The following is a 21,902-nucleotide window of genomic DNA, read 5'->3' as shown; positions in this document are numbered from 1 at the left end:
ATGGATGCGAGGGATCCATGAGAAGCCGCGCCGCCATTCTCTACGAGTACGGCCGCCCGTGGACGGTCGAAGAGTTCGACCTGGATCCGCCCCATTCCGGCGAAGTCCTAGTGCGTCTCGCGGCCACCGGGTTGTGCCACTCCGACGAGCACATCCGCCAGGGCAGGCTGGCTCCCCCGGCAGAAACGCTGCGTTCCCTGGGACTTCCGGCGATGTCGCCGACCATCGGCGGACACGAAGGCTCGGGCGTCGTGGTCGAAGTCGGCGAGGGAGTCCGGCGCTTCGCGCCCGGCGACCATGTGGTGACGTCGTTCGTCGCCGTGTGCGGTCAGTGCCGATGGTGTGCCTGCGGCATGGAATACCTGTGTGACACCGGAGCCGGGACGCTCGCACCCGGCATGCCGACCGACGGCACATTTCGGCACCACACCATCGACGGGCGAAACCTCGGACACATCTCCAAGATCGGGGCGTTTGCCCAACACACCGTTGTGTCGGCTGATTCTCTGGTCAAGATCGATCCCGGCTTTCCGTTGGTGCCCGCCGCGCTGCTGGCATGCGCGGTTCCGACCGGATACGGTTCGGCGGCCCGTCGCGCCGGGGTGCGCGGTGGGGACACCGTGGTGGTGATCGGCGCCGGCGGAATCGGCACCGCGGCCATCCAGGGCGCGCGGATCAGCGGCGCCGCCCGCATCGTTGCCGTCGATCCCGTCGAATTCAAGCGCACTTCCGCGCCGACATTCGGGGCCACCCACGCGGTGGCGACCGCGCCCGAAGCACTGGAGTTGGTGCGCGAACTAACCCGCGGCGTGATGGCCGACGCCGTCGTCGTCTCCCCCGCGATGATAGAAGCGGCCGACGTCGACGCGGCGCTGAAGCTCACCCGAAAGGGCGGCACCTGCGTGCTCACCGGCCTGCCAGCACCGAAGACATCCTCGGTCGACGTCGCGTTGCAGGAATTTATCTTGATGAATAAGACGTTGTGCGGCACGGTATTCGGCTCGTGCAATCCCAAGAGCGACATTCCCCTGCTGGCCACGTTGTACGAGTCCGGGCGACTGCTCCTCGATGAAATCATCACCAAGCGCTACGCGCTAGCCGAAATCAACGACGCCTACGCCGATCTCGCCGCCGGTGAGCTGATCCGCGGAGTCATCGACTTCGACCTGGGCTGAGTCGGGCTCGGTCCCGCGTTGCCCAACGGGCAGGGGGTGGTTCAATCAAGAGTGCCCGCCTGTCGGCTCGAGTCGGGCGACGGCCGTCATCTATCGACTCACATGCTCACCGGGTCGGATGCTGCCGTGCTGTCGTATCGAGCGTGCTGGCGAATCGAGCGTGCGGTGACGGCTTTCAGCGTGCACGCAGGGCGGGGATTTTGCGGCGCTCGGGCCGCCACGCGACACGCTCGGCGCCCACAGCTCACACTCGCCGCCATGGCGGCACACTCGACGCCAGCGAGACGGCATCTCCGGCAATCACGATGACGGGCCACGTCTGTCCAGGCCACGTCGGTACGAAGCGGCTACGAGCGGTCGAACAGCGCGCCTCTGACCAATACCTTGGCCGAGCTCAGCGCCGCCTGGTACTCCTTAGGCGGCAGGGTGGCGGCCAACTCGGTCAACCCGTAGATGAGGGCATAGATCGCCTCCACCGTGGCCCGCGCATCGGGATCGGCGAGTTCGCCGCGCTGATGGGCGTCTGCGACGATGCCCTCGATGATCTCGCGGAACGTCGTGAATCCGCGATCACCCACTTCGGCGGCCGTGGGCCAATCGGACCTCACGATGTTTCCCGCCCGGATCGCCCACTCGAAGGCGGCCAAATCCGGGTATTCACGCATCAATTGGCCGCATTCGTCGAGCACTGCTTCGATCCGCTCGATGACGTCGCCCGGGCCTTGCGCCGCCTTTCGCAGCCGCGGCATAGCGGCCTCGGCCCTGGCCGCGATCGTCGCCTTGATCAGGTCCGACTTGTTCGGAAAGTAGTTGTACAAGCTGGCACTGGTCATATCGGCCGCTCGGGCGATCTCGCGGATGGTCGTCTGGGAGTAGCCGACCTCGGCCACGCACCGCATCGTCGCGACGATGATGCGCTGGCGGGTCTCCTCGCCGCTGGCGCCGACGGGGCGGCCAAGATGTGCCCGGGTCATGGTCGGCGTCTTCCTCATTGGCAGGTTTGCCCGCCGTGGCGGGCGGCGTGGTTCGACACGGTCGAATATATTCGACTGATCAATTAGTTCCGGCGTCCGCGCTGGCGGACGCCGGGTGACCGACAGACCAACGGAGGACGCCGCGCTGCATGACCGTTAGCTCTTCTGCGTCGCGGTCTCAATTGGGCCGTCCGGTGGGCGCACACGGTGAGCAGACTCGGCAACGGATCATCGCCGCGACCATGCGCTGCGTGGCCGAGGTCGGCTACTCCCAGACGACCATCCGCGAGATCGCCCGAGCGGCCGACATGACCAGCGGCAGCTTGTATCACTATTTCCCCAGCAAGTCCGAGCTGCTCAACGCGACCGGCGAGGAGATCGAGCAGATCGTGTTACCTAGGCTGCGCGCGGCCGCAGCCCAGTCCGACGACGCCGTCGACCGACTCGATGCGGTGCTGGATGAGTCGACACGGCTGATTCACGACTACCCACACCTGGCGGCGTTCCTGCGGGCCGTCCGCATCGAAAGCAATGCCCGGTCGTCGCGCGAAGGTCCGAAGTATCCGGGATCCAAGGCGCTGCGCGATGTCGTCACCGATATCGTCGCGGACGCGCACCGGCACGGTGTGCTGTCCCCGGACACGGGCCCGACCGGAGCCGTGGAAGCCATCTGCGCGTTGACGCGCGGCCTGTCCGAGCAGGCAGCCACCTTGGCGCCGGAGGCATACAAGGCCACGCTGGGGTCGGCAAAGAGACTGATCCGGGGCACGTTGTTCGCGGCGGCCGGCCGCCCGGTCGGCGGGCAGTGATGAGTCTGCTCACCGCACTACGGCTGAACATGACCAATATCGCCGATCCCGCGGGCCGGCACACCGGTCGCTATCAGGCCGCGCTGGAGATGGCCGAGTTCGCCGATACCCACGGCTTCACCGCGGTCAGCGGCGAGGAACATCATCTGTCCAGGACCGGTTGGCTTCCGTCGCCGCTGATCCTGGCCGCTGCGGTCGCCGGGCGCACCCGCAGCGTGCGGATCAGCATCAATGCCCTCATCGTCCCGCTCTACGATCCGATTCGGCTCGCCGAGGATATCGCCGTGCTGGACAACCTGGCCCGAGGTCGCTTCAGCTTTGTGGCCGGAATGGGTTACCGGCCTGAGGAATACCACGCCGCCGGCAAGGACTGGTCACGGCGCGGCGCATTGATGGATCGCTGTCTGTCGGTGATGCTCCAGGCGTGGAGCGACGAGCCCTTCGAATATCAGGGCGCACTCATCAACGTCACGCCAAAGCCGCATACCCGCCCCCATCCGATCGTCTTCGTCGGCGGTATGACGGGTGCGGCGGCCAGGAGAGCCGCGCGCTTCGGGCTGCCGTTCTCGCCGCCGATGGCGATGCCCGAACTTGCGGCGGTGTATCAGCGGGAGCTGCGCAACCAGGGCAAACAGGGCTTTGTCTATCACCCCGAAAACGGCAGTACCGTCACCCTGCTGCACCCCGACCCGGACGAGGCGTGGTCCCGTTATGGCAGTTACATCATGTGTGAGACCGCCGAATACAGCGCCTGGAAGCGGTCGGGCGTGCCCCGGCCCAATGAGCAGCCGGCCGGCTCGGTCGAGGAGCTGCGCGGCCTGAACAACGTCGAGATTCTTACTCCTGACCAGTTGATCGGCCAGATTCGCAGCGGCCGAAAGGAAGTCGTGATGAACCCACTCGTCGGCGGACTTCCGCTCGATGCCGGCTGGGCCAGCCTGCAGCTGCTGACTGATGAGGTCTTGCCCCAGGTCTGACGGGGCGCGATGGCGTGCTCCAGATAACAGAATGCCGACCCTGCCGCGTTCAACACGACATATCGATGCTGGTAATGGTACGGTTCGCTGCTGTGGTGGCTCCGTTCTTGCTTATCGGCTTCCCCATCGGCATCCCCGATGTGGGCATGCCCGGTTCGCCACCTGCCCGGTTGCGCGGGCGTTCGATTGCGACCGTCACATGTCAGAGCTGAATCGTCGCCACTTCCTGGGGTCGCTCGCCGCCGCAACGGTCGTCGGCGTGGGCGCGGCCCGGTGCATGGTCGCGCCGCAGCCGCGCACCTTCGCGCAGACCCCGGTGGCCGCCACGCCGACTTCCGGCCCGACCGTCGCGGGTTTGTTGCCACCGCCACCGCCGAGTGCGCGCATCCGGTTGCCCGGCGGCGGCGTATTGAGCCAGCTTCCCGGTGACGGCGACTTGCTTGCGCTGACGGTCGACGACGGCGTCAATACCGAGGTGGTGCGCGCCTACACGCAGTTCGCCAAGGACACCGGCGTGCGGTTGACGTTCTTCGTCAACGGAACATACGACTCCTGGACCGACAACATGGCGCTGCTGCGGCCGCTCGTCGAATCCGGGCAGATCCAGCTCGGTAATCACACCTGGTCGCACCCGGATCTGACGACGCTGCCGAAAAGCGAGATCGCTCAACAGCTCACCCGTAACGACGAATTCCTGAAGAAGACGTACGGCATTGGCGCGAAACCGTATTGGCGCCCGCCGTATGCAAAGCACAATGCCGCTGTTGACGCGGTGGCGGCCGAGCTGGGCTATACGGTCCCGGTGCTGTGGTCGGGCTCGCTGTCGGATTCGACGTTGATCACCGAGGAATACATCGTCAAAATGGCCGATCAGTATTTCATCCCACAGGCCATCGTTATCGGCCACCTCAACCATCTACCGGTGACCCACGTCTATCCGCAGCTCGTCGAGATCATCCGCGCCCGCGATCTTCGTACCGTCACCTTCAACGACGTATTCCTAAGAACCCCGTAGTCGTCCCGCGCGTAATGCGTTGCCACCGAAAGTGTTTCAGCTAGCCGGGTAACCGGCCGCGCCGACACCCGGCACATCCCAGGTGGCCGGCAGCATCGGAGCCCGAGCGCCGAACCCGTCATCGACCGCGTGCGAGGCATAGTGAGTCAACCCTGCGGGCGACGAAGAAGCGACCGTGCCGTGAGTCCCGGCAAATCCCGACGTTCCGGTGCCGGGGACTACCACCGAGACCGATGCACCAGACGCGCCCGGTGCCAATCCGGCCAGCGCGCCGAGTTGGGGTATCGCCGCGGCCGGTGTGGCAACCGCCCCGACCGCCGGGAAGGCGCCCAGGCCCGCCGCGGAACCGATAGCCGGGAGCATGCCGGCCGACAGGCCGAACGGAAGCGCAATCGACCCGCCGGTTGCGCCGGCGATGACCGTGCCCAACATCGGCCACGTCTGAAAAGCCTGGTAGGCCAACGAGTAAAGCATCGGGGCCCATTTCAGGAAGACGGCGAACGGATCGACGAGCAAGTCATTGATCTTGTTCACCACCGGGTGCACCATCAACATGACCGCCTCGTGAAAACCCCAGGTGTCGGCAGAGGTGCACACCTGGCACAGTTCCCACACCCGCGTCAGGTCCATGATTACTGCCTCGAGCAGGTGCCAAGGGACCCCCAGCGCCGCGGACGCGGCAGCTTCGGCGCCCGAAACGACATCGGGTTTGACCACCGCCGGGGCGGGGGTGGAGGACGGTACCGAGGCCAACGCCGTACCAGCGACTGCCTCATAGACGCACATCGTGGTCGCGGCTTGGATCCACATGCGCACATAGTCGGCTTCGTTGAGCGCAATCGGGATCGTGTTGATGCCAAAGAAGTTCGTCGCCACCAGCACCGCGTGCATGGCGTGGTTGCCGGCCAACTCGGTCGGTGTCGGCATCGCATCCAGGGCGCTGGCGTAGGCCGCCGCCGCCACCTCGTGCTGAGCAGCCCGCCGCGCACTGTCCGCGCTCGTCTCGGCCAACCAGGCAAGGTAGGGCAGATGAGCGTCCGCGGCCCGCTGGCCGCTGCGGCCCTGCCACGCGCCGGCTTCGACCATCTCCAACACCGCAGCGAGTTCCTCTGCAACCGACGCATATTCGTCGCTCAACGCTGTCCACGCCGCGGCGGCCTCGTGCAGCGGACCGGGACCGGCCCCGCCGCTGAGCAACGCCGAATGCACCTCTGGCGGCGTCGCCATCCAGACCTGCGCAGCACAAACCACTCCCGATGTCACCGCGCAGACTCTCCGATCCCGTGTCGACGGCAGGCACCCGGTCAACGACCGGAGCAACCGATTACCTCCGCGGGACTTTAAATCCGACCGAACATAACTGTTGCGGAATCCCGGGTTACGAAAGTGTGTCTACACGCCGTGAGTAGTCTGTGAGTCAGTTGTCCGGTAGCTGAGTTGCAGGTGATCACGCGGTCTTGCGTCGTTGCCTCAGGCGGGCCACCCAGGCACGGATGTCATTGCTGTGTTCGCCGAGGCGCGGCGCCCTGGTTCGGTAGGTCACCGGTGTGGCGGATAACGTGATCGGGCTGGCCACCTGGCGACCGAGTGCGTCGCCGTCCTCGGTAGTGCGGATCGGGTGCAGGCCCAGCCGCTCGGCCAGGGCAACGGCTTCGGCGATGTTGTTGACGGCGCCGGCGGGAATTCCCCGTGCCGAGAGCGTTTTCGTCCAATGCTCGGCCGATTCGGTTGCCAACGCGCGTTCCAGGTGCGCGCGCAACAGTGCGCGGTTGCGCACCCGCGATTCGTTGGTGGCCAATCGCGGGTCTCGGGCCAGGCCGGAGATACCCAGCGCTTCGCAGAGCCGGCCGAATTGCCTGTCGTTGCCGACGGCGAGCACGATCGTCCGGTCGCCGGTCGGGTAGCTGTCGTAGGGCGCGATGCTGGCGTGTCCGTTGCCCATTGCCCGCGGAATCTGTTCGGCCAGAACAAAACCCGCCGACTGGTTGGCCAGCGCAGCCAACAGTGCCGACATCAGATTGATCTCGACGTGTTGGCCACACCCGGACCGGTCCCGCTCGCGCAACGCCGCCAGGATGCCGACCGTCGCAAACAGGCCCGCCAGGACGTCCACCAGAGCGGCGCCGACCTTGGTCGGGCTGTCGGCGTCGGCCCCGGTGATGCTCATCAACCCGCCGAGCGCCTGGACCAGCAGGTCGTAGCCGGCCAGTTCGCGTCCCCCCGCGGTCCCGAACGCCGAGATGCTGCAGTACACCAGAGCCGGGTTCGCCGCCCGAACCTCGGGCTCGTCCAGGCCGAAGCGCGCCATGGTGCCCGGGCGAAAGTTCTCCACCAGCACGTCGGCGCGTTCGGCTAAGGCCCTGGCTACCCGCAGGTCCTCGGCCTCGCGCAGGTCGAGCACGATGCTGCGTTTGTTGCGGTTGACGCTCAAGTAGTAGGCGCTTTGGTCCGCGACGAACGGCGGACCCCAGGCCCTGGTGTCGTCGCCGCCGGGTGGTTCGATCTTGACGATCTCGGCACCCAGGTCGCCGAGGGTCATCGTGCAGAACGGTCCGGCCAGCACCCGGGAGAAGTCGGCCACCAGCAGTGATGAAAGCGGCTGTGTTGCAGTGCCATTCATCATGTTCCGACCGGCCCGAACACCGCCGTCACCGTGCCGTTACGGCGCGGAACCGGAGTGACACCGAACCAGATCCGCAGGGCTTGCGGAGCGACCTCGGCGGCGCGATTCTCGAGTTGGTCGAGGGTCAGGCTGCTGATCGGATGGGTGGCGACCGCAGGCTCCAGGCCCGCCATGCCGCGCGATTCACGCTGCAACTGGGCCTCGCGCTCGAACTCGGTTGTCACGATGACCACTGTCGGCACCCCCGCCTGTTCCAGCCGCACGGCATCGTTGACGCACGCCGAGCAGCATGAGCCGCAGTCGCCGATCGCGGTGAGCGCGATGTCGTTTTCCGCCGCGATCCGCCGGATCAATTCAGGGTCGGCATCCGAGGAGAAATGGCGTTTGTCGTAGTAGGTGACCGAGGCGCACGGCAGCCCGGCGCTTGTCAATTCGCGCACGGTGGCCCGCAAGAGTTTGGCGGCGTTCCATTTGGTGTTGCTCAGCACTCCCAGGCGCAGCCCGACGACCCGGTTGGGTCGAGGGGCCATGGGGATGGCTGACACCTCGATCATGCCGCAGGGGTCATAGGCAAAGTCAGTCATCGGGGTTCTCCTTCGTCGAGTTCGTCGAGGTCGTCGGGAGTTTCACAGGCGGCACGAGCCGTCGGAGCACTCGAGGTCGCGTCCGCTTGCGGTGGAGCCAACGACGTCGTCCTCGACGGCGCGCAGCACCGGGGTGGTCGCGGTGCTCCAGCCGGGCAGGAAGGCCGAAAACCGGCCCGCGGATCCGCCCGCGACCAACAGGTGAATGTCGTCGGGGGTGAACACGATCGGCACCCGCCGGCCCGACTCGCGCGGATACCACTTCGGCAGGTTGCGGTTGTAGGTGCGCGCGCCCGAGGTTGCGTAGCGGTTGCCGTAACTCACGTCGTCCCAGTCGTTGGTGCCGTTGAGCCACAGGTAGCGACGGACGTCGTCGCGGGTCCAGCCGAACGAGGCGATGGTGTGCGCGTGCTCCACTCCGATGACCACGGTGCAGGAGCCGCCGAGCACCGCGTTGTTGTGTGCGATGGTGCTCATCGCCGAGGCGATGGAGTCCAGAATCCCTTGCGGGTCATCGGAGATGTGATTGGTGACGCTGTGCGGGGCTTCGGCCCCGATCACCAGAACGGTGCTGTCATTCGGGGCATAACCGTGCTCGACGTGATAGGGAGCCCACGGGCTGGCCGCTTCGTTTTCGGCGATGCAGAACGTGTACTTGCCGGGGTGGCCGAGGGTGCTCTTGTCCAGCTCACCGGGAATGCCGCCGCCGACCGTGAGCATGACCAGGCGGATCGCGCGGCCGATGGTGGCGTTGGCGCGGTTACCCGAACCGAATACGTTTCCGCCGGAGTTCATTCCGATTCGGCGGGCGATCGGTCCGTTGACCACGATTAGCGGCGAGACGACGTGCGTGGTGGCCTGAATGCCGTTGAGGTTGAACCGTGCATCGGTCAGCGCCAGCACGGCGGCGCGGACGACGGGGGCGTACTCGGGTTTGCATCCGGCCATCACCATGTTGACGGCCAGCAGTTCCCGGGTCAGGCTGCCCCATCGCGGCGGGATGCGCGCCACCAGTTCCTCGGGCGGCCCGCCCAATACGTCCAGCACCGCGGTGACGCGCTCGGGTGTCGGCGGAACCACCGGCAGCCCGTCGCTCCAGGGCTGGTTGAAGTAGTACTCGACGAGATCGCGTTCGTCGGTGAGCACGGCGGTCATGCGGTTGCCTTCCTGGTCTGGGCCTGGTCTGGGGCGCTTTCGAGACCACGCTAAGACCGCCGCATCTTCATCGTCCAAGACATGTTGAGACAGGCAATATATCCTCAACATATGGCAGACCCGGAGTTGCGCTTGCTGCGTTACTTCGCGACGGTCGCCGAGGAACGACACTTCGGCCGGGCCGCCGAGCGACTTCACATCGCCCAGCCGCCACTGAGTCAGCAGATCCAAAAGCTGGAACGCCAACTGGGAGTGGCGCTCATCGATCGCTCCCGCCGCCCGATCGAGCTCACCGACGCCGGCCACGCCCTGCTCGCGGAAGCCACGCTGGCGCTCACCCACGCCGAGCGCGCCTTTGCCGCGGCGCGCCGGGCCGGCACCGGCCAGCTCGGCCACCTTCATGTCGGCGCGCTGCAGGCAGCGGTGGACGGCGTGTTGGCGTACGTGATGCGCGCACATCGCCGCCGCTATCCCGACGTCAAACTCGAAGTCGCCGAACTCGACACCGCTGAGCAGACGGCGCGGCTGCTGGCACACCGTATCGACGTCGGCTTTGTGCGCGGACCGGTTGACGAGCCGTCGTTGACCATCCAGACCCTGCTCGACGACCCGCTGGCCGCGGTCGTCTGCGAGGACCACCCACTCGCCGGACACCGGCGTCTTGCCCCGTCACTGCTGGCGGACCAGCCGATGATCCTGTGGACCAGAGGTGCGGCGGCCACCACCTACGCCGACGTCATCGAGCTGTTCCGGATGCACCACATCGAGCCGCCGATCGCCGACGAAGTCGCGCGGATTCAGACGATCCTCGCACTGGTGGCATCCGGTGCCGGAAGCGCCTTATTGCCAACGTCTTTCATCAACCTCAGCCGTAAGGGGGTGCGGTTCATCCCGCTGCACGGCCCGCTGCCGTATCGCCCGCTGGCCCTGGCATGGCGTACCGCCAACCAATCACCCAGTGTGCGTTGCTTTCTCGACGTCGCCGTGGCGGAGACGCCGCGATACCTCGAAGACCTCGGCTGGCACTATCCACAACTCGCCACCGAATCGGCGCAAACCTAGTCCTGCAGCAGCCCGTCGATGAGCCGTCGCAGCACCTGCCCGATCTCGTGGCGGGCGCGTTGTTGATCCTCGGCGGTGGCGATCGCCATGGCCGCCTCGTCGAGGGCACCGATCATCACCGTTGCCAGCGGTCGCACCGGTAGCGCAGCCAACTGGCCGGCCCGGATGGCCTCGGTGAGCAACTGTTCGGTCATCCCCAGGCTGTACCGCTGGGCGACGTCACGGAAGGCGCTCCACCCCAGCACGGCGGGGGCATCCAGCAAGATCAGCTGTCGCACCTCGGGGTCGCCGGACACGTCGAGCCAGGCCTCGACCGCGGCGCGGATCCCATCGGCGGGCGTGCTCGCTCCCGACGCCGCGACCAGGGTGGCCATCCGGGCCATCACATCCTGTTCGACCGCCTCCACTACGTCGCGGAATAGCGCTGCCTTGTCGGCGAATTGGTGATACATCGCACCGCGGGTGACTCCCGCCTGGGTGGCGATCTCCGGCGTTCCCACCTCCGCGTAACCCCGCGCGCCCCACAGCGTGCGGGCGGCCGAGATCAGCGCCTCGCGGGTGGCCGCGGAACGCTCTTCCTGAGTCCGCCTCTTGATTTCCATACAACCTGTCGGTAACTTACGAACAGACAGCCCGTTTGTAAGTATGTCGGTGTGAGGAGTCAACCATGTCGACGATCGACATTAGTGCCGGGACCATCCATTACGAAGCAACCGGACCCGCCAACGGCCGGCCCGTCGTGTTCGTGCACGGCTACATGATGGGCGGGCAGCTATGGCGGCAAGTCGCCGAACGGCTTGCCGGTCGGGGTCTGCGCTGCTTGGCGCCGACCTGGCCGCTCGGGGCGCATCCGGAACCACTGCGCGCCGGCGCGGACCGATCCATCAGCGGTGTCGCCGGGATCGTCGCCGAATTCCTTGCCGCCCTCGACCTAGAGGATGTGGTGCTGGTTGGCAACGACACCGGCGGGGTGGTCACCCAACTCGCCGCGGTGCACCATCGCGAGCGAGTCGGCGCTCTGGTGCTCACCAGTTGCGATGCGTTCGAACACTTTCCGCCACCCATCCTCAAGCCGGTGATCCTCGCGGCCAAGTCCAAGCCGCTGTTCCGGGCCGCTATCCAGACCATGCGGGCACCGGCGGCACGCCGGCGCGCCTACGACGACCTGGCGTACGCCGACATCGACGAACTGACCCGGGCCTGGGTGCGGCCGGCGTTATCCAATCCGCGGGTTGCCGAAGACCTGCGCCACTTCTCGCTGTCGCTGCGCACAGAGGTCACCACCGGCGTCGCCGCCCGGTTGCCCGAGTTCGACAAGCCGGCGCTGATCGCCTGGTCGGCCGACGATACATTCTTTGCCCGCGAGGACGGTGAACGCCTGGCCGCGACCATTCCGAACGCCCGCTTCGAGTTGATCGAGGGGGCGCGGACATTCTCGATGGTGGACCGGCCAGATCGGCTCGCCGATCTGCTGTCCACGGTGGCCGTACGCACCTAGCGCGCACCCGGGCCCACTCGTCACCGCCCACCGAACGATCCGGACGAGCTTCGCCGAAAAAGTTGGCGCGGCAGCCCCGATACAGCACTAAGGCGGCATAGAATTCCGCCTTGTGACGACCCCGTCGAACCCCTGGGGCGACGAACGACGGAGACTCTCGCATCAGCTTCCGATGCGCGATCACTTTTTCGGCCGTCACCAGGCACGTCGGCTCAGCCGCCGCTTCGCCCGGGTGGGCGTCGAAATTCCACCGGGACGGCTACGGGAAATGCTGGCCGGCATGCCGGTCTCAGACGACGAAATGACAAGTGTCAGTTTCGCATTGATCGCCATCCGGTTAAACCACGAAAACCGAGTCGCCAAGATGCGACGCCTGCAGCGCTGTTGCCGGCGGGCGTTGATCTCGGTCGGCTTGGCCATCGTCGCGTTGAACTTCCTGCTCTGCATCGGCTACCTCTTCCTGACGTTGACCCAGCACGCGTCGTCGTGGTGAATCACCGCCGCAGCCGTCGCCCGTCGAGCCACCCTGCGTTGCGGCAAGCGAGGCGATAGCCGGGCTCCCGGTAGCCGTACCCAGCCGGAACGGGTAGAACTACGCAGGCCTGGCGGTGCGTCGATCCGCGATGCTGCCCGACATGACAACGCTCATCCGCTTTCCCAGCCCCACCGAACTGGCCGCCCGCACCCCGGCCGACCGCGACCGCGCCATCGACGTCATCCGCATCACGGCCCTGCTTGGAGTCGTCGTCGGCCACACGGTGATGGCGATCAGTGTCATCCGCGGCGGCGTGCTCATCTGGGACAACCTGCTGACCACCTCGGCGGTGTTCCAGGCGCTGACGTGGATCTTCCAGATCATGCCGCTGTTCTTCTTCGCGGGCGCGGCGGCCTGCCTGACGTCGTGGCGACCCGACACCAATTGGGGCGACTGGCTGCTGAAGCGCTGCAGCAGGCTGTTCCGCCCGGTGTTCTACTACCTCGGGTTCTGGGCGATCACCCTGGTATTGCTGTATCCGATACTGCCCCAGCATGTTTACCAGCCCGTCGCCGGGATCAGCATTCAACTGCTGTGGTTCCTCGGCGCCTATGTGCTGGTGCTGGCGGCGATGCCGCTGCTGTCTCGGATCACCACGACCGCGCGCCTGGCCGCCGGTGTGACCGCGGTCTATGCGGTCATCGCGGTCATCGACGCGGTCCGGCTGCACTGGCCCGCCGCCGCGGCGCTCGGCTATCTCAACCTCGCGGTCTGGCTCATTCCCGGCATGTTCGGCGTTGCCTACCGACGCCGCTTGCTTTCCGGGCGCGTCGCGCTGGGCACCGCCGCGGCACTGTTCGCCGTCGACATCGCGCTGCTTCGGTGGGGACCGTACGAGCTGAGCCTGGTCGGCATCGAAGGGCAGCGGCTGCCCAACATGAGCCCCCCGTCGCTGCTGCTGGCCGGTCACGCAATCACATTGAGCGCGTTGGCCATTGCGGCAGCACCCGAAATCGCCCGCTGGGCCCGCCGGCCGCGGGTGTGGTGGTTGACCGCAATCGGCAATACCGGCGCCATGACGCTGTACCTGTGGCACATGCCGGTACTGCTGGGGGTACAGCTGCTCTTCGACATCGCCGGCCACCCCCGCTACCCTGGACAGCCCGGTTTCCTCGCGATCAGCGTGCAGCAGCTGTTGCTCATGGCCGGCGCGATGGCGGTGCTCTTCGTCGTGCTGCGGCCGCTGGAGAACAATCCGCTGCCCGGCTGGGATGGCGCACCCGCCAGCACGTCGCGCCGGCAGGGCACGGTAGTGGGCATGCTGCTCTGCGTGGCCGGGGCAGCGATTTTGGCCGCGGTGAAGTGGGGCCTCAAGGACGACGGGCTTGCCTGCGTGGCCGTCATGCTCGGCGCACTCGTGGCTGCTCGGACCGTGGCCGCAGGACGGTGGGCCGGTCTTGCCGACGACAGTCGTCGCCGAAACATTCCCCAGCTGGTCACGGTTCAGAAGGATTGAGCGCTCGGCCGCGACGCCGCGTCGGGCCCCTCGGCGTCCGACGCGGCGAGCAGCATCTGCAAGCTCTGCCGAAGCTCGGCCAGGCGGCGCTGCCCCAGGATCTGTGTCCAGCGCTCTTCCACATCGATTGCGTTGGAGCGCATAACACCAAGCGCCTGACGACCGCGGGGCGTCAGCTGGACCAGGCGGGCCCGCGAGTCCGCCGGGTCAGGTGCCCGGCTGACATAGTCGTGGCGTTCCAGTGCCGCAACGGCCTGGGCCACCGCCTGCCGGCTAACGGCAAGGTACTCAGCCAGAGCCGAGGCATGCAGGCTCCCGGCGGCCAAGGGCACCAGCAGCACTGCCTGCGCCGGGCGCAACCCGTCGAGGCCGGCTGCGGCGAATGCCGCTCTCAACCTCGGCGCACCGGTTGCGGCCAGTAGTTGCACCAGGGCCGGCACCGTCGGCTCCCACCGGGCATCCAGAAGACGTCGCATAACCGAACAGTGTCGCACTCACTCCCATATTGACAAGCAGCTTGTCATTCTGCGGGCTTGGTGCCACCATTGGACTCATGGCCTCCGGACAGGTGTGGATGCGCGTGACAGCGCTGCTGGGCGTGCTGGTGACGTCGGTGGGCGGGTGCTTGGGCTTAGTAGGCCCCGGGCACGCGACCGGAGCCCCCGAGCCGAGGACGATTCCCACCGGCCAGTCCAGCCAGAGCATCCCATGGGGCAGCGAAAACCGGACTTTCAATCTGTACCGGCCGCCGGAACTTCCCGATGCGGTGCCGCTGGTGGTGATGCTGCACGGCGGCTACGGCAACGGCGCACAGGCGGAACGGGCCTATCACTGGGATGCCGAAGCCGACCGCGGACATTTCCTGGTCGCCTATCCCGATGGCCTCAACCGCGCCTGGAATGCCGGGTCGTGCTGCGGCCTGCCGCAACAGGCCGACGTCGACGACGTCGGTTTCATCACCGCCATGGTCGCCGCCATCGGGCGGCAGATACCTCTCGACACCACCCGTGTCTATGCCACCGGCATGTCAAACGGAGCCATGCTGGCGCTTCGGTTGGGTTGTCAGACGGACATTTTCGCCGCTGTTGCGCCGGTGGCAGGCACGCTGTTGACCGATTGCGCACGCGCACAACCGACGTCGGTTCTGCAAATCCACGGCACCGCCGACGAAAGTGTTCCCTACGCCGGCGGACCTGGTAAAGCTTTGACAGCCAACGGAACTCCTCGCGTCGACGGCCCGTCAGTGCCAGCGGTGAACGCCATCTGGCGCGGCATCGACGGCTGCGGACCGTCGTCCTCGACCACTGCCGGCGCCGTGACAACCGCAACCGCCGATTGCCCGGGCGGACGCACCGTCGAATTGATCTCGGTGGCCGGGGCCGGGCATCAATGGCCCGGGGGTACCAAGAGCCCGCTTCTCGAACGACTCGGCCTCCCCGAACCGTCGACAGCGCTCGACGCGACTGACTCCATCTGGCAGTTCTTCAGCGGCCACCACCGCTAGGGCGCAATTGGTGTCGGTGACGGCGGGCGACCAGGGTGCCGGGTCAATGGGGGTTCGCGGGTACCGTCCAACAGGGAGCTGGGGTGCAGGCCGGCGGATTGGCCACCGTACGAGATGTCGCCTTCGGCAACGGCGCACCGGTGCCGATGTTGCCTCCACTTGGCATGCGCAACCAGTCGAGACAGTTGGGGTGTAGCGGGTTGGTCTTCGGCTTTTCGGGTCGGTTGATCAATACCTAAGGTCCGCCTTCTCAGCTGGATTTTTGTTAGGCCAGACCGCCATTGGGTCGATGAGTCGATCGCGCAGCACCACGGCGCGAAAGAGCACTGCGCACACGTGGGCGGTGAACGTCAGGAACAAGAGGAAGTACCGCGTAGATCTCGATATTGTGCGGTGCGATGCGGGGCAGCTGAAACGGCCCCAGCGAGATGAGCGTGAGTCCGGCCGCCGACAGCATGGCCCACCCGGTCAGCGGCTGGATAAGCTGCACGGCGTACAGCGAGTATTCGGACCATGACGCGATACGGCGTTCGACACGCCCGATGGAGGGCCGGAACGGCGGCAGTGCAGGATTTACTCGCCGGCCAGCTCGCGGTGCTCGATCAGGTCGCGCAGTCCCCCCGTACCGAGGCGCTCCCGGAAGGCCAGCGCCGTATAGCCCACGGCCGTCGCGTCGGTGCGGGCTCGCACGGTCGCCGAACGTGGCAGGTGAAACAGCACACCCATTTCGCCGAAGTAGTCGCCAGGTCCGGCGACTTTCACCAATTCCTCGCCGCCGTCGGCCAATTCGTGCACGATCTCGAACTCGCCCTGGGACACCACGTAGATCTGGTCACCCATCGTGCTTTGCTCGAACAGCACCTCACCGGCCTTCAGTTGCACCGTTTCGGGCGGCCGGTTGGTGTCGGTGAAGTCCGGCGTCAGTTCGACGACGCGATCGGCCATCGGCAGCATCCGGCTGTCATGGGTCGCGACCATCACGACGCGATCCCCGTCTGCGAGTTCACGGATCAGCCGCAGCACCTCCTCCACCTGGATGAAGTCGAGGTGCGCGGTCGGTTCGTCGGCCAGGATCAACGGCGGATCCAGCGCGATCGCACGGGCAACCGCGACCCGCTGCTGCTGTCCGCCACTGAGATCGCCGGGGCGATGCTTCATTCGTTCGGCGAGATTGACCCGCGTCAGCAATTCCTCGGCACGTTTCCGCGAAGCGGCGCGCGACATCCCGGCCGCGCGCATCGGAACCATCACGTTTTCCAGGGCGGTGAGGCTCGGCACCAGATTGAAGGCCTGGAAGACGATGCCCACCTTGTCACGCCGGTACTTCGCCAGCGCGGTGCCCTCCAGCGTGGTGATGTCGACGTCTTCGAACTTGATCGCACCGGACTTCGGTCGCAGGATACCGCCGAGGCAGGACAGCAATGTCGTCTTCCCGCAGCCACTGGGCCCGAGCAGGATCACCAGCGAACCGGCCTCCACGTCGAGGTTCAACCCGTTGATCGGCCGCAGCGCGTAGCCGCCGCTGTAGTACTCGACGACGAGGTTCTGAATGCTGAGATCGCCCACCGCTCAAGGACCTCCGAACGCGAGCGCTGGATCGACGGTCGCGACGCGCTTCAAACCGGCGAGGCTGGCCAACAGGCCGATGACGATCGCCACCACCGGCAGCGCCAGGTAGGCCCAAGCGGGCACGGCGACGATCATCGGAAACAGCGGCGCCAGGAGTTTCGACAGGATGACGCCCACCACCGCGGCCAGCAGCGAGACGACCAGTGCCTGCAGTGCCAGCCCCGCCATGATCGAACGTGTCGGCGTGCCTATGGCTTTGAACACCGCGAAATCGCGCATGCGCTCCAGCGCCGAGAGGTACACCACCGATCCGACGATCAGCGCTGCCACGATCCATAGCAAGACCGCCACGATGGAGATCGAATTCACCGCGACGCGCAGCGGGCGTACCAGGTCGTGGACCGCACCCGCGCGGTCGTATGTCTGATAGCCGTCCGGGAGCCCCCGGGGTGAGCCGTCGACCCCGATGGAGGTGACCATCGGCTGCCCGTTATAGGCCAGCTGCTGTAACCCGTCGGTGGTCAGGAAGATGTTGGGGATCTTGGCCAATGCTGTCGAGTTGGGCACGATGCCAACGATCCGTAAGGTATGCGCACCGACCTGCAGGGTGTCGCCGAGGTGGCGGCCCAGTGTGCTCGAAACCGCCACCTCGTCCGGCTTGGCCGGGGCGCGGCCCTCGGAGACCTGCGGCATGCCGGGCCCATGCTCGGGCGCGCCGAAGGCGGTGACGTTTCGCGTCGAGGTGCCCTCTTTCATGATCGTCCCGACACAGCCCAGCGGTGCGGCGGCCGTGACGCCGGGCTCGGCGGCCACGCGCGCCAGGTCAACATCGGGAAACGGCGTCGAACCCAGGAACGGCCCGGCCGCGCCGGTCTTGACCACGAATTGGTCCACGCCCATCGAGTCGACGGTGTGCTGGGCCTCGACCCGGAAGCCGTTCGCAAGTCCGGTGAGAACCAGCGTCATCCCGAAGATCAGCCCGGTACTGACGACCGCGATGACAAGGCGCCGCTTTCTCCACTGCATGTCACGCAGGGCCGCGAAGAGCATTCCCAGAACCTACCAACGTCCCCGCCGTCCCGGTCCAGGTTTGTCCGGGCCGGCCGCGCACCGGGCCGGCAACGGCGCCGAACGCCACAGGTAACATGGGCGTTCGGTTGCCAGTGGCATCCATGGGCGCCATCGTCATGACGTCGCGCCGCGGCTTGGCTGCGCAGGATCGACGATCGACAGGGTTGAGACAACAGCCCCAGGCTTAGTAGTGGTTGTCTGGGAACTAGCGGTGTCCCACCAGCAACGGATGTGAGATACGAGCATGACCGAACAATCTGGCGATCCGGTAACTCCGACGGCTTTCGGCATCGAGAAATCCCAGACAGATCAGGCGGTCGTGCTGGCCGTTTCGGGAGAAGTGGACATGCTTGCCGCGCCGCGGCTCGCCGAGGCGATACAGACCGCGCTGGCCGCCGGCCCCCCGGCAGTCATCGTCGACCTGTCGAAAGTGGACTTCCTGGCCTCCGCCGGGATGACCGTCCTGGTCACCGCCAACTCTCAGGTGGCGCCACCGACCCGTTTCGCGGTGGTGGCGGACGGCCCGGCCACCAGCCGCCCGATCAAACTCATGGGCATCGATTCGGTGTTCCCCCTCTACCGGACACTCGATAGCGCACTGAGCAGTTTTGCCGGCGAGTGAGGCTTTCGCGGCACCAAGTGTTACCCGGGCCAGGCGTACCGCCTGAGTGAACCGACCGCTTTCGTCCGGCGATCGGTTTTCATTGACTCAACCGATTGCGACGCCTACCGTCGACATATACGCTACGCACCGTCGCGTAATGATGGTTGGGAACCGGGTTCGCCGCCCTGTTCGCGTCGCAGCCGGGCGACCAGGAAGAGACCCAGAGGGACGCATGTTCGATCTGAAGATCGTCGGCGGCGCCGTCGTCGACGGCACCGGCGCGCAGCGGTATCCCGCGGATATCGGAATCAAAGACGGCGCGATCGTCGACGTTGTCCGCCGCGGTTCCAACGACCCCGCGATGGATGGCTTACAGATGGCCGTTGCCTCCGAAACCATCGATGCGACAGGCCAATTGGTGGCCCCCGGCTTCGTCGACATCCACACCCACTACGACGGACAGATGAGCTGGGACGGCTTGCTCGAGCCGTCGAGCGGGCACGGGGTCACCACGGTGGTCACCGGCAACTGCGGGGTGGGATTCGCTCCGGTCCGCCCCGGCCGCGAGGACTGGCTGATCAGGCTGATGGAAGGTGTCGAAGACATTCCCGGCACCGCCCTGACCGAGGGCATTACCTGGGGCTGGGAGAGTTACCCGCAGTACCTCGACGCGATCGGCGCCCGCACGTTCGCGATCGACGTGGGCAGCCAGATCCCGCACGGGGCGGTGCGCGCGTACACCATGGGTAAGCGCGGAGCCCACAACGAGCCGGCAACCGCTGACGACATCGCGGCGATGAGCCGGCTGGTCACCGAGGCGGTCGAAGCCGGCGCGCTCGGCTTTTCGACATCACGCACGCTGGCGCACCGCGCGATGGACGGCGAGCCGGTGCCCGGCACCTTCGCCGCCGAGGACGAGTTGTTCGGTCTCGGCCGCGCCATGGCAGCAGGCGGCCGGGCCGTCTTCGAGCTCGCCCCGCAAGGGGCGGCGGGCGAGGACATCGTCGGGCCCAAGAAGGAATTGGAATGGATGCGGCGGCTGAGCGCCGAAATCGACCGGCCGGTGTCGTTCGCGCTCATCCAGGTCGACGCAGACCCGAACCTGTGGCGCGAGCAGCTGGACCTGTCCGCGGCCGCGCATGAGTCGGGCAGCCGGCTGTATCCGCAGATCGCGGCGCGCCCATTCGGCATGATGATCGGGTTCCGCGGACACCATGCTTTCGGCCATCGGCCCACCTACCGCCGGCTGATGGCCGAATGCGGCCGCGACGAACTGGCACACCGTCTCGCCGACCCGGCGGTGAAGGCCGCGATTCTCGCCGAAGCGGATCTGCCCATCGACCCGACGGTCCTTTTCGACGGCATGTCCGCCTTCGTTCAGCACGCACTGGGACGTCTGTACGCACTCGGCGATCCGCCCGACTATGAGCCCACACCCGACCGTACGGTCGCCGCGATCGCGGAGGCGCGCGGCGAGGACCCGCTGGCGACCCTCTACGACCTCATGCTCGAGGCGGACGCGACCGCCATGCTGATGTTGCCGTTGTTCAACTACGCCGACGGCAATTGCGATGCCATCCGGGAGATGATGTTGCATCCCGCCGGGGTGCTGGGGCTTTCCGACGGCGGTGCCCACTGCGGGATGATCTGTGACGCTTCATATCCCACGTTTCTGCTGACACACTGGGCCCGCGACCGTCGCCGCGGCGAGCAATTGCCGCTGGAATACGTGATTCGCAAGCAGTCCCGCGACACCGCGTATCTGTTCGGCCTCACCGACCGCGGCACCATCGAGCCCGGGAAGAAGGCCGACCTCAATGTCATCGACATGAACGCGCTGACACTGCATCCCGCGGCGATGGCCTACGACCTGCCAGCCGGTGGCCACCGAATCTTGCAGGCCGCAAGCGGATACACCGCCACGATCGTCAGCGGTACGGTCACCCGTCGCAACGGTGTAGACACCGGGGCCCGGCCCGGTCGTCTGGTGCGCGGCGCGCGCTGACACGCTGGCGAGCCTGGTCGTCGGGGCGGCAGAGCCGTGGGTACGGCCGACGGCGGCTCACTGGCAATTCGTCGCGAAAAGAGGTGTTCCGGTCGAGCGATGCGCGACATCATTGGTATCAGTCACATGGGTCACGCCAGCACCGTCTACGACAGGTGATCTCGCACATGGCATCTCGCACTACCCGCGGGCGACTTCCAACAACGTCGCGACGATCAGATCCTTCGAATCGGTCAGTTGGTCGCCGAGCGTCGCCGCAACACCTTGCATGTCCCGTAGTCACCTAGCTTCGGGTGTGAGCGAGCTGAGCGGCCCGGGTAGCCCTCCGGGTGGCCTCGATTTAGACTCGCCCGCGTGGGATCGGATGAATTGCAGGTCGTCCTTGGTCAGCTAGGGGTTACGGCCAGTCAATCGCAGGGCCTCGGTGCCCAACTCGCCGCTGGAACAACGCCGCCGTCACCGGGCCAGCCATTCCAAGCAACGACGGCGGCGGTGCGTGGTATCAACGCAGCAATTGGCGGTGCTGCGGCGGAATTCGGCACCCGAACTCAGGCTACGGGTGCCGCGGTGACTGCCGCGGCGGCAGGTTACGCCCATCAAGAGACGACGGCGGCCGCCGAGATGGCCGCGGTGACGCAGGTGACGGTGGTTTAGATGCCGGCCACCCTGTCGCAAATCCGGGCATGGAGCATCGAGCATCTAATCGATGCAGCCGGCTACTGGACCAAGACCGCGGATCAGTGGGAAGACACGTTCCTGCAGATGCGAAACCAGTCCTATGCCATCGCCTGGCATGGCGCTGGTGGTGACGGGCTGCGGCAACGAACCAGCGCCGACCTGCCGATTGTCAGCGCCAAAGCCGAGCTGTTGCGTCAGGCAGCCGGGATTGCGCGCGATGGCGCCAGCGAGATCGGTGCAGCCCAGCGAAGAGTCCTGTATGCCGTTGAGGACGCCCAGAATGCGGGATTCACTGTCGGCGAGGACTTATCGGTCACTGGCGCACACACGAGCAGGACGGCCGCAGAGCAGGCCGCCCGACAGGCTCAGGCGCAAGCTTTCGCCGGAGACATCCGCTTGCGCGCAGAACAGCTCGACGGGGCAGAGGCCAAGGTTGCAGGCCAACTTACCGCCACCACCGCGGGTCTCAGCGGCGTCAGCTTTGCGGAAAACCCGATCTCCACCCCTGTCCCGCAAGCTCCCGCCACCCAGCGCAATGGAATCCGGTTGGTCGACTTCAAACAAGACGGCGGCACTAGCCCCCCGCCCCCATTCGCGCCGTGGGACAC

General features: G+C 66.5%; 22 protein-coding genes and 2 pseudogenes. 14 read left to right on the top strand and 10 right to left on the bottom strand.

The window, feature by feature from the left end; all coding sequences use genetic code 11:
- Positions 1 to 17: 17 nt before the first annotated feature.
- Entirely contained in the window at positions 18 to 1,175 is a 1,158-nt protein-coding gene (locus tag BST40_RS19795) for a Zn-dependent alcohol dehydrogenase (protein WP_083155214.1), read from the top strand.
- A 347-nt stretch (positions 1,176 to 1,522) separates the two neighbouring features.
- Here the strand turns inward: BST40_RS19795 and BST40_RS19790 are convergent, their stop codons facing one another.
- On the bottom strand, positions 1,523 to 2,149 hold the full coding sequence (locus tag BST40_RS19790) for a TetR/AcrR family transcriptional regulator (RefSeq protein WP_075546006.1): 627 nt from the start codon (positions 2,147 to 2,149) through the stop codon (positions 1,523 to 1,525).
- A gap of 149 nt (positions 2,150 to 2,298) precedes the next feature.
- Between BST40_RS19790 and BST40_RS19785 the strand changes: the two genes are divergently transcribed.
- The 3 genes from BST40_RS19785 to BST40_RS19775 all read left to right on the top strand — a co-directional run bounded on the left by BST40_RS19785 (position 2,299) and on the right by BST40_RS19775 (position 4,950).
- Entirely contained in the window at positions 2,299 to 2,958 is a 660-nt protein-coding gene (locus BST40_RS19785; protein WP_075545989.1) for a TetR/AcrR family transcriptional regulator, read from the top strand.
- Positions 2,958 to 3,935, top strand: a complete 978-nt coding sequence (locus tag BST40_RS19780) for an LLM class flavin-dependent oxidoreductase (RefSeq protein WP_075545988.1) — start codon at positions 2,958 to 2,960, stop codon at positions 3,933 to 3,935. Before BST40_RS19785 ends, BST40_RS19780 begins: the two co-directional genes overlap by 1 nt.
- 208 nt (positions 3,936 to 4,143) lie before the next feature.
- Positions 4,144 to 4,950 carry a polysaccharide deacetylase family protein gene (locus tag BST40_RS19775; protein WP_075546005.1) on the top strand — a complete coding sequence of 269 codons (807 nt, stop codon included), beginning with the start codon at positions 4,144 to 4,146 and terminating at the stop codon, positions 4,948 to 4,950.
- A gap of 36 nt (positions 4,951 to 4,986) precedes the next feature.
- Here the strand turns inward: BST40_RS19775 and BST40_RS19770 are convergent, their stop codons facing one another.
- The 4 genes from BST40_RS19770 to BST40_RS19755 all read right to left on the bottom strand — a co-directional run bounded on the left by BST40_RS19770 (position 4,987) and on the right by BST40_RS19755 (position 9,312).
- Positions 4,987 to 6,177: a PPE family protein gene (locus BST40_RS19770; RefSeq protein ID WP_083155217.1), complete on the bottom strand. Its 1,191-nt coding sequence runs from the start codon at positions 6,175 to 6,177 to the stop codon at positions 4,987 to 4,989.
- 220 nt (positions 6,178 to 6,397) lie between these two features.
- Positions 6,398 to 7,570 carry a CaiB/BaiF CoA transferase family protein gene (locus BST40_RS19765; RefSeq protein WP_075546003.1) on the bottom strand — a complete coding sequence of 391 codons (1,173 nt, stop codon included), beginning with the start codon at positions 7,568 to 7,570 and terminating at the stop codon, positions 6,398 to 6,400.
- The gene (locus BST40_RS19760) at positions 7,570 to 8,157 is read right to left on the bottom strand and encodes a UGSC family (seleno)protein (protein ID WP_083155211.1); all 588 of its coding nucleotides are present in this window, start codon (positions 8,155 to 8,157) and stop codon (positions 7,570 to 7,572) included. The genes BST40_RS19765 and BST40_RS19760 overlap by 1 nt, the downstream gene beginning before the upstream one ends.
- Positions 8,158 to 8,199: 42 nt before the next feature.
- Entirely contained in the window at positions 8,200 to 9,312 is a 1,113-nt protein-coding gene (locus tag BST40_RS19755) for a hypothetical protein (RefSeq protein ID WP_075545986.1), read from the bottom strand.
- 111 nt (positions 9,313 to 9,423) lie between these two features.
- Between BST40_RS19755 and BST40_RS19750 the strand changes: the two genes are divergently transcribed.
- Positions 9,424 to 10,374: a LysR family transcriptional regulator gene (locus BST40_RS19750; RefSeq protein WP_075545985.1), complete on the top strand. Its 951-nt coding sequence runs from the start codon at positions 9,424 to 9,426 to the stop codon at positions 10,372 to 10,374.
- Here BST40_RS19750 and BST40_RS19745 read toward each other — a convergent pair.
- A complete protein-coding gene (locus tag BST40_RS19745) occupies positions 10,371 to 10,976 on the bottom strand; it encodes a TetR/AcrR family transcriptional regulator (RefSeq protein ID WP_075545984.1) in 606 nt (201 codons plus the stop codon). The two genes, BST40_RS19750 and BST40_RS19745, sit on opposite strands and share 4 nt — an antisense overlap.
- A gap of 65 nt (positions 10,977 to 11,041) precedes the next feature.
- On the opposite strand from BST40_RS19745, the gene BST40_RS19740 reads away from it, so the two are divergent.
- The 3 genes from BST40_RS19740 (at position 11,042) to BST40_RS19730 (ending at position 13,863) form a co-directional block, all read left to right on the top strand.
- Positions 11,042 to 11,872, top strand: coding sequence for an alpha/beta fold hydrolase (locus BST40_RS19740; protein WP_075545983.1), 831 nt, complete (start codon positions 11,042 to 11,044; stop codon positions 11,870 to 11,872).
- 112 nt (positions 11,873 to 11,984) lie between these two features.
- Entirely contained in the window at positions 11,985 to 12,365 is a 381-nt protein-coding gene (locus tag BST40_RS19735) for a hypothetical protein (protein ID WP_075545982.1), read from the top strand.
- Positions 12,366 to 12,507: 142 nt separating this feature from the next.
- Positions 12,508 to 13,863, top strand: coding sequence for an acyltransferase family protein (locus BST40_RS19730; protein WP_075546002.1), 1,356 nt, complete (start codon positions 12,508 to 12,510; stop codon positions 13,861 to 13,863).
- On the opposite strand, the gene BST40_RS19725 is transcribed toward BST40_RS19730, so the two are convergent.
- Positions 13,851 to 14,339 (bottom strand): MarR family winged helix-turn-helix transcriptional regulator, encoded by a 489-nt coding sequence (locus BST40_RS19725; RefSeq protein WP_075545981.1) that lies wholly within the window; start codon positions 14,337 to 14,339, stop codon positions 13,851 to 13,853. The genes BST40_RS19730 and BST40_RS19725 overlap by 13 nt on opposite strands.
- 77 nt (positions 14,340 to 14,416) lie before the next feature.
- Here BST40_RS19725 and BST40_RS19720 point away from each other — a divergent pair, with 77 nt between their 5' ends.
- Entirely contained in the window at positions 14,417 to 15,367 is a 951-nt protein-coding gene (locus tag BST40_RS19720; RefSeq protein ID WP_075545980.1) for an extracellular catalytic domain type 1 short-chain-length polyhydroxyalkanoate depolymerase, read from the top strand.
- Positions 15,368 to 15,402: 35 nt separating this feature from the next.
- Positions 15,403 to 15,606 (top strand): PPW family C-terminal domain-containing PPE protein, encoded by a 204-nt coding sequence (locus tag BST40_RS33310; protein ID WP_219858729.1) that lies wholly within the window; start codon positions 15,403 to 15,405, stop codon positions 15,604 to 15,606.
- On the opposite strand, the pseudogene BST40_RS32910 reads toward BST40_RS33310, so the two are convergent.
- The 3 genes and pseudogenes from BST40_RS32910 to BST40_RS19710 form a co-directional block, all read right to left on the bottom strand.
- A pseudogene (locus tag BST40_RS32910) lies at positions 15,596 to 15,959 on the bottom strand (cytochrome b); the annotation flags it as partial. The gene BST40_RS33310 and the pseudogene BST40_RS32910 sit on opposite strands and share 11 nt — an antisense overlap.
- Positions 15,941 to 16,933 carry an ABC transporter ATP-binding protein gene (locus BST40_RS19715; protein WP_075545978.1) on the bottom strand — a complete coding sequence of 331 codons (993 nt, stop codon included), beginning with the start codon at positions 16,931 to 16,933 and terminating at the stop codon, positions 15,941 to 15,943. The pseudogene BST40_RS32910 and the gene BST40_RS19715, both read right to left, overlap by 19 nt.
- Before the next feature lie 3 nt (positions 16,934 to 16,936).
- Positions 16,937 to 17,986 (bottom strand): ABC transporter permease, encoded by a 1,050-nt coding sequence (locus BST40_RS19710; RefSeq protein ID WP_075545977.1) that lies wholly within the window; start codon positions 17,984 to 17,986, stop codon positions 16,937 to 16,939.
- A 265-nt stretch (positions 17,987 to 18,251) separates the two neighbouring features.
- On the opposite strand from BST40_RS19710, the gene BST40_RS19705 reads away from it, so the two are divergent.
- From BST40_RS19705 to BST40_RS19690, 4 genes and pseudogenes are all read left to right on the top strand, one after another.
- Positions 18,252 to 18,629, top strand: coding sequence for an STAS domain-containing protein (locus BST40_RS19705; protein ID WP_075545976.1), 378 nt, complete (start codon positions 18,252 to 18,254; stop codon positions 18,627 to 18,629).
- 214 nt (positions 18,630 to 18,843) lie between these two features.
- A complete protein-coding gene (locus tag BST40_RS19700) occupies positions 18,844 to 20,616 on the top strand; it encodes an N-acyl-D-amino-acid deacylase family protein (protein ID WP_075545975.1) in 1,773 nt (590 codons plus the stop codon).
- Between the two features lie 354 nt (positions 20,617 to 20,970).
- Positions 20,971 to 21,270, top strand: coding sequence for a hypothetical protein (locus BST40_RS19695; protein WP_075545974.1), 300 nt, complete (start codon positions 20,971 to 20,973; stop codon positions 21,268 to 21,270).
- Positions 21,271 to 21,902: pseudogene (locus BST40_RS19690) on the top strand (hypothetical protein); the annotation flags it as partial. It lies immediately after the preceding gene.

This window comes from Mycobacterium persicum (assembly GCF_002086675.1).
In the GTDB taxonomy this organism is placed as follows: Bacteria; Actinomycetota; Actinomycetes; order Mycobacteriales; family Mycobacteriaceae; genus Mycobacterium; species Mycobacterium persicum.
This window is presented reverse-complemented; position numbering and strand designations above follow the sequence as displayed.

Excerpts from the sequence above, each read along its gene's own strand:
- BST40_RS19795 (WP_083155214.1), top strand. The coding sequence starts at position 18 with ATGAGAAGCCGCGCCGCCATTCTCTACGAGTACGGCCGCCCGTGGACG.
- BST40_RS19790 (WP_075546006.1), bottom strand. The coding sequence starts at position 2,149 with ATGACCCGGGCACATCTTGGCCGCCCCGTCGGCGCCAGCGGCGAGGAG.
- BST40_RS19785 (WP_075545989.1), top strand. The coding sequence starts at position 2,299 with ATGACCGTTAGCTCTTCTGCGTCGCGGTCTCAATTGGGCCGTCCGGTG.
- BST40_RS19780 (WP_075545988.1), top strand. The coding sequence starts at position 2,958 with ATGAGTCTGCTCACCGCACTACGGCTGAACATGACCAATATCGCCGAT.
- BST40_RS19770 (WP_083155217.1), bottom strand. The coding sequence starts at position 6,177 with ATGGCGACGCCGCCAGAGGTGCATTCGGCGTTGCTCAGCGGCGGGGCC.
- BST40_RS19765 (WP_075546003.1), bottom strand. The coding sequence starts at position 7,570 with ATGAATGGCACTGCAACACAGCCGCTTTCATCACTGCTGGTGGCCGAC.
- BST40_RS19760 (WP_083155211.1), bottom strand. The coding sequence starts at position 8,157 with ATGACTGACTTTGCCTATGACCCCTGCGGCATGATCGAGGTGTCAGCC.
- BST40_RS19755 (WP_075545986.1), bottom strand. The coding sequence starts at position 9,312 with ATGACCGCCGTGCTCACCGACGAACGCGATCTCGTCGAGTACTACTTC.
- BST40_RS19750 (WP_075545985.1), top strand. The coding sequence starts at position 9,424 with ATGGCAGACCCGGAGTTGCGCTTGCTGCGTTACTTCGCGACGGTCGCC.
- BST40_RS19745 (WP_075545984.1), bottom strand. The coding sequence starts at position 10,976 with ATGGAAATCAAGAGGCGGACTCAGGAAGAGCGTTCCGCGGCCACCCGC.
- BST40_RS19740 (WP_075545983.1), top strand. The coding sequence starts at position 11,042 with ATGTCGACGATCGACATTAGTGCCGGGACCATCCATTACGAAGCAACC.
- BST40_RS19730 (WP_075546002.1), top strand. The coding sequence starts at position 12,508 with ATGACAACGCTCATCCGCTTTCCCAGCCCCACCGAACTGGCCGCCCGC.
- BST40_RS19725 (WP_075545981.1), bottom strand. The coding sequence starts at position 14,339 with ATGCGACGTCTTCTGGATGCCCGGTGGGAGCCGACGGTGCCGGCCCTG.
- BST40_RS19720 (WP_075545980.1), top strand. The coding sequence starts at position 14,417 with ATGGCCTCCGGACAGGTGTGGATGCGCGTGACAGCGCTGCTGGGCGTG.
- BST40_RS19710 (WP_075545977.1), bottom strand. The coding sequence starts at position 17,986 with ATGCTCTTCGCGGCCCTGCGTGACATGCAGTGGAGAAAGCGGCGCCTT.
- BST40_RS19705 (WP_075545976.1), top strand. The coding sequence starts at position 18,252 with ATGACCGAACAATCTGGCGATCCGGTAACTCCGACGGCTTTCGGCATC.
- BST40_RS19700 (WP_075545975.1), top strand. The coding sequence starts at position 18,844 with ATGTTCGATCTGAAGATCGTCGGCGGCGCCGTCGTCGACGGCACCGGC.